Source organism: Bradyrhizobium sp. 191 (assembly GCF_023100985.1).
In the GTDB taxonomy this organism is placed as follows: Bacteria; Pseudomonadota; Alphaproteobacteria; order Rhizobiales; family Xanthobacteraceae; genus Bradyrhizobium; species Bradyrhizobium diversitatis.
In genome coordinates, this window is record NZ_CP064692.1 from 3,108,558 (window position 1) to 3,123,686 (window position 15,129).

Sequence of the window (15,129 nt, forward strand, 5' to 3'; positions counted from 1 at the left end):
CGGCAGGCCTTGGCCCAGCAATAAAGCTGACGCCCGTTCTGTGGAGCTGGTCAGAGGATAAGTTGGCGCGCAGGCCGGCGACGGTTACGACCGGTCGTCCTTCAATAATCCTTCGCCGATGTATAGCGACGTCGCCCCCGGTTTCTGGCAGGTCGGTTTGCTCGACAAGATGAAGATCAGGCGCAGTGTGCGAACTGATTCGAAGTAGCAACTGCCACCCGGATCTCTCACCCCGTACAGCCAACGCTCGGATCATAGTCCGGTTTGAGGCGCTGCTGCGCTGGAACGATCCACTGCTTGTCCAAACCGTGCTCTCGAAGCACATGCGAAACGGCTCTTTAAAAGGAAGAGGCTTGATGGCAAGTCGTTACATGCCACATATCGGGATGGTTGCGTTGGCCAGTCAGCAGTATCTGGCGATCGCGTTGATCTATTCGGCCAATCCGGTGATCCTTCGGGGCAACGGCGCCAGCCTGGAACTGGTCGGCTTGTATGGCACGGTCTTCTTTGCCTTCACCGTTAACTTTCTTTGGGCCCCCGTCGTGGATCGATGGAGCCTCAATCGTCTCGGGCTGAGGCGGTCATGGATCCTGTTGACCCAAATCGCCATTACCACTGCGCTGGCAGTGATGGCATTTTTGAACCCAAAGACCGATTTCGTGCCGGTTTTTCTTGTTTCTCTCGCCCTTGCGACCGTCGCCGCCACACAGCGGATCGCAACATTGGGCTACATAGCGGAAGCCCTCGGTTCCGGCGAGCGTCCGCTCGGCGCTGCGCTGCTGGGCTGGGGACGGGTCGTCGGCCACGTGATCGGTGGCGCGGTCTGCCTCCAGCTGATCGAGATTGCCGGTTGGCGTCCGGCTTTGCTGGGCTTAGCGCTGCTGCTAGCCGTTTTCGCTGGATGGGTGTTCGCGATTCCTGAACCGCTCCATTGCATGAACCGATGGCGCTCACCGCAGCGCCTGTCTATCTTCCCGATCCTTCTCAACAACGGCATGTGGACAACGGCCGCATTGATAGCGCCCGGCGTTATCGGGATCGCGCTGGCGTTCGCAATGGTGCAGTTGCGGCTCGTCGATCTCGGCTTTGCCGCGGCAGATATCGGATGGATCGGAGCGCTCTCGAACGTCGTGACGTATACGATCATCGCGCCAGTGACCAGCGCGATCCTGACCCGAATGGCGCCGAACCGGGGCGTGATCTGGGGCTGTGCAGTCCTGGCCATCGGTTTTGGAGCGCTTGCGATTATCGATCGCTATGTCGGCGTTCGCGTGAGCGCCGTCGCGAGCGTTGGGATCGTGTTCGCGGCCCTCGCAGTCCAGCATGTTACATTCACAAGCTGGTTTCTCGCGCTCGCCCGGCCAGGCAAGGCGGGGACAGATGTCACGTTCCTGACTTCGGTGATGTCGGCGTTCGCATTGATAGGCTTCGCGGCGAGCGGATTTATCGCGGCGAGATTTGGCTACAGGGTCACGCTGATATTGCCAGGTCTCGGCTATGCTCTCTCAGCCTTGCTCGCTGCGGCATTCATCCGCGCCGCCAATCTGACACCGCAGCGCGTGGCGAGAGACTGATGATCGGACTCACGCACTAGGGCCTGTTTGGATTCAGGATTCTCATTTGGGCTTGGCTGTGATTCAAGCTTGGGATGAACCGATTCGTTTTGACTGACGCCCAATGGGCGAAGATGGAACCACATTGTCTTGGCAAGCCGGCTGATCCCGGCCGGAGCGGCAAGAACAACCGGCTATTTGTCGAAGCAGTCTTGTGGATCGCCCGGACAGGCAGCCCATGGCGCGATCTGCCGCGCGCCTTCGGCAACTGGATAACCGTATACACGCGTTTCCGCGACTGGGCGAAGGCAGGTGTCTGGAAGCGTCTGTTCGATGCGGTCTCGGACGAGCCGGACATGGAATACGTCATGGTCGATGCCACCATCGTCAAAGTCCACCGCCACGGACAGGGCGCAAAAGGGGGACGCAAAACCAAGCCATCGGCCGCTCGAAAGGCGGTATGACCACCAAAATCCTGGCACTTACCGACGCGCTCGGTAATCTCGTGCGTTTCGTGCTGCTGCCCGGCCAGCGCTTCGACACGGTCGGCGTCTCGCCGCTTATCGAAGGGCTGGCCTTCGATGCGCTGATCGCAGACAAGGCGTTCGACAGCAATGCCATCATCGCCGACCTCGACAAGCGCGGCGCCAAGGTGGTCATTTCCCAGCACCCACGTCGCGCCAAGCCTCTCGCCATCGACAAGGAAATGTACAAATGGCGGCATCTGATCGAAAATTTCTTCTGCAAGCTCAAGGAATTCAAGCGGATCGCCATGCGCGCCGACAAAACCGATTTGAGCTTCGAAGCAATGATCAATCTGACCGCCGCCGTGACAAACTCAAGATGAATCCAAACAGACCCTAGCCAGTCTTCCTGAGTCAGAGCGTCGCGGTCGACAGCAATCATACATTTGAGGAAACTAGAGGCGGCCCGGCGATTGAGCACCTGGATTGCCCTCGAGATCATCCAACCTACGCGGATTCGGATCGCTGTCGCTCTGATAGCCTTCCAGATTGCCTTGCAGAAACAAGAACTCGGTCTGTTTGATCGGTGATTGGCTCATGGCCAGCATTAGATTCACATCCGAGTCGTTTTGTCTTGATCGTCGCATTCATTTCGACCGCAATACTGCTCATGATCCGTTCGGGCGTCGAGATGGCCCTTTAGGAAACGTACAGGCATGCATAGTCGAGGGACAGCGGCGGCTTTTTAACCCATTGCGGCGCGCTTTTGGACCATAGAGATGCATGCGCGTCGTCGATTGCGGAAGGTGTGCGCATAGCCTTGCAGTTCGAACGCCGTCCGCCCACCATGACAGGCGGCGAATAGTGGACGATTGTCTGGAGGGATACCTGTTGCCAGCTTAGGGCGCCGCGCGGCCGCCGGAAGACACTACGCTTGGGCTGTTCGTGCCAGCCTGATTTTACTTAAGAACTTTGAAGCTGGGCAGAGTAGCCGTGGCGCATCAGCCACGTCGAATCCACCAGCCCCCCTCCAGAAGGAGCTTGTCGACCGGGTTTAGAAGCTGGTCTTTTGATCCATTCATACCTGATAAGATAGCATATATTCGAACCAGTAGCAGTTTTAAACTCACGACAAAAAACTGAAGCAAACCGATCAGCTCGAATCAAACTACCGATCTTCATTGGCGCCTACAGCTACGATCGGCGACTGAAAACCTCACGTCCTACGAACACCTGCAAATGCTGGATTCCCTAGCCAGACCGATTCTAACTTAACGCTCCAAAGAATGCCCGGAACTAAGCACTAGTTGCCATATACAACCTGCGCGCTAGGAGCAAGTGGCTTCGTCAGATGTCAGGTCGAGCTTGCTCAATGCCTTGGCGAACGATTGCCCATAGGATCGATTTTTGTCTTCACAGCAGTTTCCAGACGCAAACTGGCTTCGATACAATCATCGTCCATCAAGATGCTCACGCAGCATGGACATCAAAAATAAGATTGAGGCGGATCGCCACAATGACGGCTTGGATCCGGCTGGTCGCGCCCAGCTTTCGCATCGCGTTCTTAAGATGAAAGTTCACCGTATTCTCGCTGATTTGTAATATCCTCCCGATTTCCCATGACGATTTGCCCTCTGCCACCCACCGTAAACAATCTAGTTCCCGCTGTGATAGCGCAACTCTCATATTGCAGTTATCTTCCGCCGGGCGTGTGATTTCCACACAAGCGGTGTGAAAGTGCCAGGCTAGTGCGTTGAGATGGCCTTTGGAATGTTGAGGATCGGCATCGTCGAACCGAGATGCAAACGACACGACCGATAATCGACCCAATGGCCCAAACAATGGTACACTCATGCCGTGCTTGAGACCGGCCTCTCTGGCCTCATCAAGTACGCGCCTTTCGTCGGGCTGTAGTTGATATTGCTCGTCGAGTTGATCCCACAGAAACGGCCGCGAAAGCGTCGGTGTCCGCCGGACCACCGGATCGATTTTGTGGTACATTCGCTTAAAATATCGTTCACACCATTCGGGCGGCCACTTAACGGCCACGGCGGGCGGCGGATACTCCGGTAGGCGAAGTGGCTCCGCGAAATTGAGCGCTCCGTAAGAGACTTCGCTGAAGCCTTCGTCGCTGGCACAGCTCACAAGAAGCTCGAAAAGCGATCGGAGGGATTGCGTTCGCGTCGCGCATTCGGTGAAGCTGAAAAGATCCATTTTGGGCGCCTTAGCGGGCTGACCCAAAAGGTCGGTATTGCGCCGCTCGATTGAGCTTGTTTTAAGCGGAGGCAAGTTCCAATCCGTCGCCGAGCCGCTCCATGATCCCGAGCTCAACGACCCCGGTGTCACCGCAGATGTTCGGCTTGCCGGCGAGCATGAAAAGAAGTGGGCCACGGTCGTGCACGATCTACGGATCTGCATCGTCAGGCCGCAATTGATCTTCACCGCGCCGGCGCCGACGAGAGCCCGGTCGATGAGCAGCCCAACAGGCTCGTCGCGCAAGTTTGGCTCCTTGCATGAACAATGCGCGGCGTCTGGGTGCCCTAGTCGGACGCCTCCGACGCGAACAATTGTTAAGGGTTGAGCGCGACCGGCCCTCGTGGTGCATGACGATGTTCGTCGGGGGGATACCCCGATATGCCGGCAGTCGGAAATTCTGCTTGGTGCAGAGGGCACTTTGCATACGCATCTCCGGAAGGGAGAGAACCTGGGGATAAGAACAGCAAGTGTCGTACCAGTTGCACCGCTCCAAAAAATCGGGTTCAACGACAATGACTTGAGAGAATTGGGATAGATGCCTCGGGCGCGTGCGTTGAAGAATTCGCGACATCAGGAGGAAAGCCGACAGCGCCATTTGGCTTAATTGTTCGTGATGATTGCCTGATTGGCTTTTTCTCTTGACGTGTGATCGGTGCCCCCTTGTGCAACGCACCGCTGAATCGCTCATTATTGCGTGTCGCTTGCCAAGAACCTGAAAACAAGCGGAAAAATTCAAGGACAGCGCATGCAGGCTATCTGACTCCTCTGTGAGCCGAATCCGCTCTGACCGACCAACACATGCAATCTGAGGCACCGACAGGAGATGAGGCGCAGACGCTCGTCTGTCCACTTGCGCGCCGACGCTTCAATCCGTCACTGCGGCTGTTAGCGGCTTAGCGACGTTTCTCAGTAAGCGGTGTTCCGAGGTCACCTTCCTGATGATGTCCTGATCTGCGAGTCTGATGGTTCTGATAACCGTTAGGCTTAGAATGGACACAGTGGATAATGCTATCACTAAGCCGGTTCATCGGCTTGAGGTGTTCACCGGTGCCGGTCGCCGGCGAACGTGGAGCGACGAGGACAAGGCACGGATCGTCGCGGAGATCGTAGCGAGCGGCGAGTCTGTCTCTGCCGTAGCCCGACGGCACGGACTTTCGCCGCAACAACTATTTGGCTGGCGGCGGGAATTGCAGGCGTCCCAGACTGCGCTTTCGCATGCTGAAGAGTTGCAGTTCGTTCCGGCGGTCCCGGACGTGGCACCGACTTGTCCGTCCGTCCGTCGTCAACGCAAAATGCCGCGGCGCCAGGTTGAGCCCGGTGCGGGAATGATCGAGGTCGAGATCGACGGCGTGACGGTTCGGGTTGGTCGCGGTGCGGACCTACAGACCGTGACAGCGGTGCTGCGAGCATTGAAAGATGGCACGTGATCGGTCCGACCGGCGCGGTTCGCGTGATGGTGGCGACCAAACCTGTCGACTTCCGCAAAGGCGCCGAGGGACTGGCGGTACTGGTGCGCGAGACGATGGCTGCGGATCCGTTCTCTGGAGCGGTCTACGTGTTCAGGGCGAAGCGCGCCGACCGGATTAAGCTAGTGTTCTGGGATGGCACCGGTCTTTGTCTGTTCGCCAAGCGGCTGGAGGACGGCATCTTCCGGTGGCCGAAGATTGAGAACGGCGTGATGAAATTATCGGCCGCGCAGTTGTCTGCACTGCTGGAAGGGCTGGACTGGCGGCGCGTCCACGAGGCGCAGGAAATAGTGACACCGATGCAACCAGGTTGATTGACGGCTGATCATTTATCTCCGCGGCGAAGTGAATTAGCCGCATCGCGGCCGTCGCAAAATGCCGCCGAATATGATCTGATTCGATCATGCCAAGCGACGCATTGCCCGACGATCTTGAGACGCTGAAAGCGATGCTGCTCGCCGAGCGAATACAGAACGAGCGACTGCGCCAGATCATCAAGGAATTGCAGCGGCATCGTTTTGGCCGCCGAGCCGAGACGTTGCCCGAAGATCAAATGTTGCTTGGCCTCGAAGATGTCGAGCAAACGGCGGCGAGCGATGCCGCGACAGCAGATCAGTCGGCTCCGGCCTCAAGAGCTGCACGGGCCGAGAAGCGACGCACCAACCGCGGCTCGTTGCCGGCGCATCTGCCGCGGATCGAGTTCGTCGTCGACATCGACGACAAGGCTTGTCCCTGCTGCCAGGGCGAGTTGCACCGGATCGGGGAGGATAAGAGCGAGCGGCTGGACATCGTGCCGGCGCAGTTCCGGGTGCTCGTCACCCGCCGCCCGAAATACGCCTGCCGGCGTTGCGAAGATGGTGTCGTGCAGGCCCTCGCGCCGGCGCGACTGATCGAAGGCGGCATGCCGACGGAAGCCACCATCGCCCAGGTCCTGGTGTCGAAATATGCCGATCATCTGCCGCTGTATCGCCAGGCGCAGATCTACGCCCGGCAAGGCATCGAGTTGGACCGATCAACGCTGGCGGACTGGGTTGGCCACGCCGCCTGGCACCTGCGCCCGCTGCAGGAGCGGCTGCTGGTGAAGCTGAAGCAGCTACCCCGTCTGTTTGCGGACGAGACGACCGCGCCCGTGCTGGATCCCGGCCGTGGCTGCACCAAGACCGGACAGCTCTGGGCCTATGCCGCTGACGACCGGCCATGGGGCGGCTGTGACCCACCTGGCGTCGTCTATGTCTACGCACCCGATCGCAAATCTGAACGGCCAATTACCCATCTGGAGGGCTTCAAGGGCATTCTGCAGGTCGATGGTTATGCCGGCTACCGCAAGCTGGCCGATCGCGGCGATGTCCGCCTTGCATTCTGCTGGTCGCATGTTCGGCGTGGCTTCTATGAGCTTGCCGTATCCGGTCCGGCACCGATCGCCAGCGAAGCGCTCGAACGTATTGCCGGGCTCTACGCCGTCGAGAAAGACGTCCGCGGTCGAAGTCCCGAGGAGCGCCGAACAGTTCGCTCCCTAAAAAGCCGTCCCCTGATCGATGCGCTCGAACCGTGGTTGCGCGCAAAACTCGGTCTGATCAGCCAGAAGAGCAAGCTCGCCATGGCCATCCGCTACGCCCTGTCGCGCTGGGAGGGCCTGACGCGCTTCATCGACGACGGTCGCATCGAGCTCGATAACAATACCGTCGAGCGCTCCATCCGCCCGATCGCACTCAACCGGAAGAACGCGTTGTTCGCGGGTTCCGACGGAGGCGCCGAGCATTGGGCCACCGTCGCGTCCCTGATCGAGACCTGCAAGTTGAACGACATCGACCCGCTCGCGTATCTGACCGACGTTCTGACACGTATCGTCGATAGTCACCCCAACCGCGATATCGATCAGCTGCTGCCGTGGGCTTACAGAACGCAAGAACTCAAAGCCGTGGCCTAAGAACAGCGCTTACGTTTCTCAGGACAGCGGCGCGGCAGTTGACAAACATCTGCTTCGTGTAATTCCCGCCGAAGTAATCCAGTACGAAGGTGCCGGCATAGTCCGGATCATCCACGCTGCGGATTAGGCTGTCGAGAATCTCGCCGATTTCGGGAATGCGCTCGCAGTAACGGGCACGGAGAACATTAACAGCGTTCATCGAGTGAACTGCCTCGTCGGCAACCACCTCTCTCAGGCAATGAAGGAAGCTGCTGCCAAGTCCGGCATAGAACTCTCTATCCGCAGCATAGGCGCGGCAAGTACACATCTCATCAAATGCGATCATAACGATCAGAGAGAATTCGTCCTTCAAGTATTCATTGATTGCAGAAAAACTATGCGATCGAGCTTCCAATCTGTCTCGAAGTGAACCGCCCCGGGTTTGCCGGAGGCCATTTGGTTTAAGTTATGCCGCCATGGCCGGTTGTTCCAGCATGGCGTAGTAGCGTTGCTCGGCTTCGGCCGGCGGGATGTTGCCGATGGGCTCCAGGAGCCGCCGGTTGTTGAACCAGTCCACCCATTCCAGCGTCGCGAACTCGACGGCCTCGAAGCTGCGCCATGGTCCGCGCCGATGGATCACCTCGGCCTTGTAGAGACCGTTGATGGTTTCGGCGAGAGCGTTGTCATAGGAATCTCCGACGCTGCCGACAGAAGGCTCGACGCCAGCTTCAGCCAGGCGTTCGGTGTATTTGATAGAGACGTATTGGCTGCCCCTATCGCTATGATGCACGAGCCCGCCGCGATGGACCGGTCGGCGATCGTGCAGGGCCTGCTCCAGCGCATCGAGCACGAAGCCTGCGTGCGCCGTGCGGGAGGCCCGCCAGCCCACGATCCTGCGGGCATAGGCGTCGATCACAAAGGCGACGTAGACGAAGCCGGTCCAGGTCGCGACATAGGTGAAGTCGGAGAGCCAGAGGACGTTCGGCCTTGGTGCCTTGAACTGGCGATTGACGTGATCCATCGGGCATGGCGCGGCCTTGTCGCTGATCGTGGTCTTGACGGATTTGCCGCGGATGACCCCTTGCAAACCCATGTCCCGCATCAGTCGCGACACCGTGCAACGGGCAACATCGAAGCCTTCGCGCTTGAGCTGCCGCCAGACCTTGCGCACGCCGTAGACGGAGAAGTTTTGATCGAAGACGCGCCGAACCTCGATCTTCAGCGCGGCGTCCAGCCTGGCGCGCGCCGACCGCGTGGCCGGATCGCGCCGCTTCGCGACATGGGCGTGGTAGGTCGAGGGGGCAATCGGCAACACCTTGCAGATCGGCTCGACCCCATGCGCCCCACGATGATCGTCAATGAAGGCGATCATGGCTTGGACCGGCGGTCGAGCTCCGCCATCGCAAAATAGGCGCTTGCCTTGCGCAGGATCTCGTTGGCCTGCCGAAGCTCGCGGTTCTCCCGTTCGAGCGCCTTCAGCTTCTCGGCCGTATCGGTCGGAACGCCGGTCCGCTGCCCGCTATCGACCTCGGCCTTCTTGACCCAGTCATGCAGCGTCTGCGGCGTGCAGCCGATCTTGGCCGCGATTGACGTCACTGCCGCCCAGCGCGACGGGTGCTCGCCGGCGTGATCCAGAACCATCCGAACCGCTCGGGTCCGGACCTCGGGTGAAAACTTGTTCGTTGTCTTGCTCGTCATGGCTCCATCCTCTCAGGAGTTGGAGCCTCCGGCAAACCCGGGGCGGTTCAGACCGTCTCCCAGGCAAGCGATGAGATATCTCTGATCTGGTCGCCACGGCGGTCGATTGCGTCGAGGACGATCTTCCAGCCGTGCAGAAACTCCGATGTATCGTTGAGAAAGCGATAGTGTGACCTCCATAGCGAGCGGCTGACCACGATTCCATGGAGACCTGCGGCGGATGTGTAGTGCTACAGAATCATTCATTTCCTCCATGGCCGAGCGATGGATTTCAAACAAGCGCGATGCCGGGCTGCTTGCGGCCAGCTTCGACAAGGAGATCGCGAATGTCTCGAACACTGATCTTCATCGAGACTGAGCCTCGAGAGAATGGGCGGTGCCGGGCCATGCTCCAGCACGCAGTGACAGGAATGAGCTGAACCACCTCGATGCCCTCAATTTGAGCCTTGAGGTTCCTGATCTCGGCCTTTCCCCCGGAGAGAGGACAGCGATCGGGCGATCCCCACTCGGGCGATAGACCTGGTGGATTGCCGCTCCAATTACGTCCTGAGTTCGGTTCCAGCACGCCCCCTGGTCCGTTCCCAATTGCTCAGGCGGTTTCGAGCTCCCGCCACACTATTAGCTGCTGGATCAAAGTCGCTGTTGCTGTTCAACACCAAGTCAGCACGCAAGTAACCACCGAGCTTGATGCACGTGTCCGTGCCGGGAATGTAGTAGAAGCCGGCGCCATACAGCGCGCAAACCTTCACGTACTCGATCGCTTTGGACTTGACGGGAAGATCAGCTGCTTGTGCAGCTTCCAACGCGTATAAGCTTACCACTGTTGTCACTACAAGCCGTTTGATCGTTCGATGTGGAGATCTCAAATTTGAGAATGTCATTGCCCTATCCTCCTCTGGTCAGAACTTGTGCGGGCGAGGCTGTATCGTTGGGACGCAAACATTCGGTGACAGACATCTACTCGTGCGATGAGACGTTCTGATTTGATGATGGAGTGCCAAGAAAACGCGATCGGCTTGAAAAACAGGCGCGATATCGATCGCGGGTCGACGCCCAGAGTGACCCAACAAATTCCATTGAGAGCTTGACGGAGCTTTCTGGCTCCTCCTGTTGCGTGTTCGTGATAGCAGCACCTCAGCGGATAGAATGTGGGCACACTGGATGTGCAGCTAAAATCTCAGCCGCCTCTGTCGGCTTAGCGCGTCTGCAGCACCCAGATGGCTTGGTCAGAGCTAAGGCTGCGTTGGCCGATACTTATTGTGAGTACTATGGGGTCCGCACGAGCTTTACTATTACCGGTCGCGCTAAATGCCAAAGGAACGGCCTTGAAGTCGAGTCTATTGCCGATCAGGTGAGGCATAGTGAGCGTCGCAGGTGGCGGTCACCGGGAATCGGCCCGCCAAAAACAGGCCGAAAGTGAACCTCGGATCTTTCTGCCAGCCGACTTCCGGCCTGTATGAGCTTGAGACAGGCAGTGCTCGATCAGATCGCCAAACGCGACCCTTTGGTCATTGAGTAGCCAGGACTTAAGATGGCCTAGACTCAGTGCAAACTGCACGCGCGAGACTCGATACAATTCACGCCCACCCGCACCGATCGTATGTCGCGCCACAAGCCTGGTCTCCCGGGTTAGGTCGACTTCCCGATCCCGCGAACAGCGCGATCCGTATCCTCTCTCGTTTTCCGATCAGAGAGACCTCTGCCATTGTCCCGCCAGCCGCAGATAAGATCAAGAATCCAAAGGTGATGCTCGCGCGCAGCGCCGTCGTCAGCTGCCGACATTTATCCCGAGCTCATCATCAAGGCCGCATGCAGCAAGACAGAAGATTATGGGCCTGCTCTGAAGTATCGCCTTCACGCCCAAGATGATGGTGCGCGTGTACGTCACCGCATGATTAGCTCATGCAGCCGATTGGTGATATCGCCACGCTCGCGAAGCCCGGCACACAGCTTGGCCTTGCCGGCAGGGCTCATGATAATGTCTTATCGATCCGATCGCGTAGCCAATCGCCAACGAGCGAAATCGACAAAGTGGTGAGTGAGATGACCAGCGAAGGGAGCACAAGGATCCAGGGAGCACGGGTCAGATAGTCACGACCGTAGCCGACCATGTTGCCAAGCGACGTAAGCGGAGGCTGCACTCCAAGTCCAAGAAAGCTAAGGCCGCTCTCGAGCAAGATGACGTCCGGAAACGCGAGCGTCATGGTGACGATCACGGTGGAGGCGATGTTCGGCATGATGTGGCGCAGGTAGAGGCGCCATGGCCCTGCGCCAAGTTGGCGTACGGCGATCACATAGGCTTGCTCGTTGGAACTCATGGCAAGCGCGCGGGTGACACGCGCGTAGCGTTCCCATCCGTGCAGACCAATGAGCCCCACGAAGAGGAGCAGAGAGTTGCCGAAGAAAGCAAGCACCGCGAGCGCCAAAACGAGAAACGGCATGCTTGCCTGGAAATCCACGCAACCGAGGATGACCTGCTCTACCCAGCCGCGGAAGTGAGCGGCCAAAACGCCAAGCGTGATGCCAAGGACGGCGCCGAGCAACGTCGCTCCGAAGGCAATAAGTAGGCTGATGCGGATGGATATGACCAGGCGCGCCAGGACGTCCCGGCCGAGTTCGTCTGAACCAAAGGGATGCGCGATGGTTCCGCCGAGGCCAAGAGGTGCAGCAAGGCGATGATGAAGGTCGAGGGCTGCATAGTCATAAGGGGTGAGGCGATCAGCGAAGATTGCCACAAGAAGCATGAGGGCCAGCCAGGCAACCGCAATTGCGACCCCGCGGTCACGCCACCACCACAGACTGCGCATCCTCGAAGTCGGCAGAACTCGGTCTGCGGAAATGCTCGACAATTATTGCCTCCCAGAGCGCAACTCGCGCATACGTGGATCGAGCACGCCATAGAGCAGATCGATGGTGACATTGGTGGTAATCATGGCGGCGGCCACAATGAGCAGGATGCACTGGACGACAGCCAAATCACGGCTCGCAACCGAGACGACCAGCAGACTGCCAATGCCTGGCCATGAAAAAACGCTTTCGACGAGCACCGTTCCCGCGATGAGATTGCCAACCATGAAGCCGACGATGGTCAGCACCGCTATCGCGGCGTTGGGCAGAGCGTGGCCGGTCACGACGCGGGGCCAAGGCACACCCTTGGCGCTGGCGGCACGGATGTAGGGCTGTCCAAGCACCTCGAGCATGGCGCTGCGGCTGAAGCGGGCCAAAACGGCTGCGCCGCCCAGACCGAGGGTGACGACAGGCAGCACCAAATGTTGCCAAGTGCCGGCGCCGCCCGAGGGGAACCAGGGGAGCTCGACTGCGAACGCCAGTACGAGCACGAGGCCAAGCACGAAAGATGGGACGGTGAAGCCCACGACCGCTACCATCATCACCAATCGATCCGCGATGCTATCTCGTTTGAGGGCCGCGTAGATGCCGGCCGGAATGCCGATCAACAGATTGAGGATGAGTGCCGGCGCGGTCAGCATCAGCGTGACAGGAATGCGCTCGGCGACGACGGTGATCGCGGAACGCCCGTCACGCATCGATTGGCCGAGATCTCCATGAACGACCGCGAAGAGGTATCTGAGGTATTGCATCCAGAGTGGCGCATCGAGCCCCCAGGCTTTTCGGAAGGCCTCGACCGCTTCCGCCGGGGTTTCCGGCGACAATAACGCACGGGCGGGATCGCCAGCGGCGCGCAGCACCACGAATGCGAATGTGACCACAACTCCGATGGTCAGCAACGCGCGCGCCAAGCGGACCACTACGAAGCGAGCCATCATGCCTCCTTGTCGAGTTCGGCACCATGATCGCCGATCAGATGGCAGGCGACGCGGCGCCCGTCGGGAGCGGATCTGAGCTCAGGGGCGAACCACGCGCAAAGTGGAAGCGCTACCGGACAGCGAGGATGGAATGCGCAGCCGCCCGGTCGCGCAGCCGGATCGGGCGGATCTCCTTGCAGGATCGTGCGAGAACGATGTCTTCCCGGCCTGGGCACCGCGGAAACGAGCGCCCGCGAGTAAGGATGCAAAGGATCCAGAAGAACCGCCTCAGAGGCGCCTTCCTCGACGATCGCGCCGAGATACATCACAGCAATCCGATCGCTGATCAGCCGGACTACTCGCAAATCATGGCTGATGAAGATCATCGCCATGCGCCGCCGCGCCTGCAAATCCTGCAGAAGATTGATCACTTGCGCCTGGATCGAGACGTCGAGCGCCGATACTGGCTCGTCGCAGACAAGGAGATCTGGATCGGTCGCAAGCGCTCGGGCCAGGACAGCACGCTGGCGCTGGCCGCCTGAAAGCTCGTGCGGAAAGCGCCTGAGGTGATCGGTCCTGAGCCCCACATCGGCAAGAAGCGTAGTGACCCGCCCCTCTTGTTCCGACTTGCTGCCAAGCCGATGAATTTCGAGCGGCTCGGCTATTTGCGCGCCGATCGTCAGGCGGGGATCGAGCGCACCTAGCGGATCCTGAAATACCATTTGGATTCGCATCCTGAGCCGGCGCCATCGAATATCGCCGATAGCAGGCAAAGCTTCTCCGCCGAAGGTCACCGAGCCGGCATCTGGTCGGTCCAGGCCAATCAGGAGCCGGCCCGTCGTGGACTTACCACAGCCGGATTCGCCAACCAGTCCGAGCGTTTCGCCCAGAGCCAGCTGCAGCGAGAGCCCATTGACCGCGTGGACCATCGCTGGACGCTGGAACAGGCCCTTTGGCAAGCGATATCGACGGACAAGCCCATCGGCTTGGAGGATCGGCGGAGCAGTGGTCGTCATGCAGCCACGACCTCGCCCGTGGGCACCTCGCTCGTGACATGCAAGCAGGCAGCCCTGTGTCTGATGTCGCCATCCAGCGAGGTGAGCTCAATCGCCCATTCACTGCAGCGTCCGATCCGCCGATCGCAACGAGGAGCGAAAGGACAGCCTGGCGGAAACTCGGCTGCATTTGGCACGACCCCCGGAATGGCGAAGAGGCGTTGCCGCGGCGCATCCAGACTTGGAAGAGCCGCAAGAAGACCTCTCGTATATGGATGAGCAGGATGGTCAAGGAGACGGTCAGCGGGCAATTCTTCGACGATGTGCCCCCCGTAGAGGACCATGACGCGTTCACAGATCTCGCTGACGATGCCGAGATCATGCGAGATCAGGACCAGCGCCATGCCTGTCTCGCCTTGGATCTGCCGCAGAAGCTCAAGGATCTGCGCTTGAATAGTGACATCCAAGGCGGTGGTAGGTTCATCAGCGACCAAGATGTCGGGTTGTCCTGCAAGCGCCATGGCGATCACAACGCGCTGGTTCTGGCCGCCGGATAATTGGTGCGCATAGGCACCCAGCCGGCGCGCGGCATCGGGGATACCGACCTGGTCGAGCAGACGTCGCGCTTCGGCAAGGGCCGTGCGGTGATCCATGCCGCGATGAAGCCGCAAGGCCTCGATGATCTGATTGCCCACCGTGTGCACAGGATTAAGCGCACTCGCCGGGTCCTGGAAGATCATGGCGATCTGCCCGCCGCGCACCTTGTCGAGACGAGAGGCTGGCGCATGGAGCAGCTCCTCTCCGGCCAAGCATACGCTGCCCGTTATGTTAGCGCGCCGCGTCAACAGTCCGAGCGCAGCAAGCCATGTCACGGATTTGCCGCAACCGCTTTCGCCGACCATGCCCAGCGACTCGCCACGCCTGAGTGTGAGATCGATTCCGCGCAGCGTCGGCACACCGTCGAACGCGACACGCAAACCTGCGATCTGAAGAAGCGCCTCCATGCGAGGTCCCTGCCCTTCCCGCA

General features: G+C 59.4%; 12 protein-coding genes, 2 pseudogenes and 1 other annotated feature. Of the genes and pseudogenes, 5 read left to right on the forward strand and 9 right to left on the reverse strand.

Features of this window, described 5'->3' with window-relative positions; genetic code table 11:
• The first annotated feature begins 356 nt into the window (after nucleotides 1-356).
• Both IVB23_RS14290 and IVB23_RS14295 read left to right on the forward strand, forming a co-directional pair.
• Nucleotides 357-1,574 (forward strand): MFS transporter, encoded by a 1,218-nt coding sequence (locus tag IVB23_RS14290; protein WP_247803955.1) that lies wholly within the window; start codon nucleotides 357-359, stop codon nucleotides 1,572-1,574.
• Nucleotides 1,575-1,687: 113 nt separating this feature from the next.
• Nucleotides 1,688-2,400 (forward strand): annotated as a pseudogene (locus IVB23_RS14295) (IS5 family transposase).
• Nucleotides 2,401-2,472: 72 nt separating this feature from the next.
• Here the strand turns inward: IVB23_RS14295 and IVB23_RS14300 are convergent.
• Both IVB23_RS14300 and IVB23_RS14305 read right to left on the reverse strand, forming a co-directional pair.
• On the reverse strand, nucleotides 2,473-2,625 hold the full coding sequence (locus IVB23_RS14300; protein WP_247803956.1) for a hypothetical protein: 153 nt from the start codon (nucleotides 2,623-2,625) through the stop codon (nucleotides 2,473-2,475).
• Between the two features lie 862 nt (nucleotides 2,626-3,487).
• Nucleotides 3,488-4,231 carry a LuxR family transcriptional regulator gene (locus tag IVB23_RS14305; protein ID WP_247804865.1) on the reverse strand — a complete coding sequence of 248 codons (744 nt, stop codon included), beginning with the start codon at nucleotides 4,229-4,231 and terminating at the stop codon, nucleotides 3,488-3,490.
• A 1,031-nt stretch (nucleotides 4,232-5,262) separates the two neighbouring features.
• On the opposite strand from IVB23_RS14305, the gene IVB23_RS14310 reads away from it, so the two are divergent.
• From IVB23_RS14310 to IVB23_RS14320, 3 genes are all read left to right on the forward strand, one after another.
• On the forward strand, nucleotides 5,263-5,700 hold the full coding sequence (locus IVB23_RS14310; RefSeq protein WP_247803957.1) for a transposase: 438 nt from the start codon (nucleotides 5,263-5,265) through the stop codon (nucleotides 5,698-5,700).
• Nucleotides 5,697-6,053 carry an IS66 family insertion sequence element accessory protein TnpB gene (gene tnpB / locus IVB23_RS14315; RefSeq protein ID WP_247803958.1) on the forward strand — a complete coding sequence of 119 codons (357 nt, stop codon included), beginning with the start codon at nucleotides 5,697-5,699 and terminating at the stop codon, nucleotides 6,051-6,053. Before IVB23_RS14310 ends, tnpB begins: the two co-directional genes overlap by 4 nt.
• Before the next feature lie 89 nt (nucleotides 6,054-6,142).
• Complete coding sequence (locus IVB23_RS14320; protein ID WP_247803959.1) at nucleotides 6,143-7,666, forward strand: IS66 family transposase; 1,524 nt, start codon at nucleotides 6,143-6,145, stop codon at nucleotides 7,664-7,666.
• Here IVB23_RS14320 and IVB23_RS14325 read toward each other — a convergent pair.
• The 7 genes and pseudogenes from IVB23_RS14325 to IVB23_RS14355 all read right to left on the reverse strand — a co-directional run bounded on the left by IVB23_RS14325 (nucleotide 7,650) and on the right by IVB23_RS14355 (nucleotide 15,106).
• Entirely contained in the window at nucleotides 7,650-8,018 is a 369-nt protein-coding gene (locus IVB23_RS14325; protein WP_247803960.1) for a hypothetical protein, read from the reverse strand. The two genes, IVB23_RS14320 and IVB23_RS14325, sit on opposite strands and share 17 nt — an antisense overlap.
• Nucleotides 8,019-8,111: 93 nt before the next feature.
• A protein-coding gene (locus IVB23_RS14330; RefSeq protein ID WP_247800019.1) for an IS3 family transposase occupies nucleotides 8,112-9,343 on the reverse strand; the annotation gives its coding sequence in 2 pieces (ribosomal slippage) (nucleotides 8,112-9,052 and nucleotides 9,052-9,343; 1,233 coding nt in all).
• Nucleotides 8,943-9,059 (reverse strand) — a sequence feature (AL1L pseudoknot). Its footprint overlaps the gene before it by 117 nt.
• A gap of 581 nt (nucleotides 9,344-9,924) precedes the next feature.
• A pseudogene (locus IVB23_RS14335) lies at nucleotides 9,925-10,224 on the reverse strand (porin); the annotation flags it as partial.
• Nucleotides 10,225-11,313: 1,089 nt separating this feature from the next.
• Nucleotides 11,314-12,150: an ABC transporter permease gene (locus tag IVB23_RS14340; protein ID WP_247804867.1), complete on the reverse strand. Its 837-nt coding sequence runs from the start codon at nucleotides 12,148-12,150 to the stop codon at nucleotides 11,314-11,316.
• Nucleotides 12,151-12,192: 42 nt separating this feature from the next.
• Nucleotides 12,193-13,125 (reverse strand): ABC transporter permease, encoded by a 933-nt coding sequence (locus IVB23_RS14345; RefSeq protein WP_247803961.1) that lies wholly within the window; start codon nucleotides 13,123-13,125, stop codon nucleotides 12,193-12,195.
• Nucleotides 13,125-14,123, reverse strand: coding sequence for an oligopeptide/dipeptide ABC transporter ATP-binding protein (locus tag IVB23_RS14350; RefSeq protein WP_247803962.1), 999 nt, complete (start codon nucleotides 14,121-14,123; stop codon nucleotides 13,125-13,127). The genes IVB23_RS14345 and IVB23_RS14350 overlap by 1 nt, the downstream gene beginning before the upstream one ends.
• Nucleotides 14,120-15,106, reverse strand: a complete 987-nt coding sequence (locus IVB23_RS14355; RefSeq protein WP_247803963.1) for an ABC transporter ATP-binding protein — start codon at nucleotides 15,104-15,106, stop codon at nucleotides 14,120-14,122. The genes IVB23_RS14350 and IVB23_RS14355 overlap by 4 nt, the downstream gene beginning before the upstream one ends.
• Between the last annotated feature and the right edge of the window lie 23 nt (nucleotides 15,107-15,129).

Excerpts from the sequence above, each read along its gene's own strand:
- IVB23_RS14290 (WP_247803955.1), top strand. The coding sequence starts at position 357 with ATGGCAAGTCGTTACATGCCACATATCGGGATGGTTGCGTTGGCCAGT.
- IVB23_RS14300 (WP_247803956.1), bottom strand. The coding sequence starts at position 2,625 with ATGCTGGCCATGAGCCAATCACCGATCAAACAGACCGAGTTCTTGTTT.
- IVB23_RS14305 (WP_247804865.1), bottom strand. The coding sequence starts at position 4,231 with ATGGATCTTTTCAGCTTCACCGAATGCGCGACGCGAACGCAATCCCTC.
- IVB23_RS14310 (WP_247803957.1), top strand. The coding sequence starts at position 5,263 with ATGGACACAGTGGATAATGCTATCACTAAGCCGGTTCATCGGCTTGAG.
- IVB23_RS14320 (WP_247803959.1), top strand. The coding sequence starts at position 6,143 with ATGCCAAGCGACGCATTGCCCGACGATCTTGAGACGCTGAAAGCGATG.
- IVB23_RS14340 (WP_247804867.1), bottom strand. The coding sequence starts at position 12,150 with ATGCGCAGTCTGTGGTGGTGGCGTGACCGCGGGGTCGCAATTGCGGTT.
- IVB23_RS14345 (WP_247803961.1), bottom strand. The coding sequence starts at position 13,125 with ATGGCTCGCTTCGTAGTGGTCCGCTTGGCGCGCGCGTTGCTGACCATC.
- IVB23_RS14350 (WP_247803962.1), bottom strand. The coding sequence starts at position 14,123 with ATGACGACCACTGCTCCGCCGATCCTCCAAGCCGATGGGCTTGTCCGT.
- IVB23_RS14355 (WP_247803963.1), bottom strand. The coding sequence starts at position 15,106 with ATGGAGGCGCTTCTTCAGATCGCAGGTTTGCGTGTCGCGTTCGACGGT.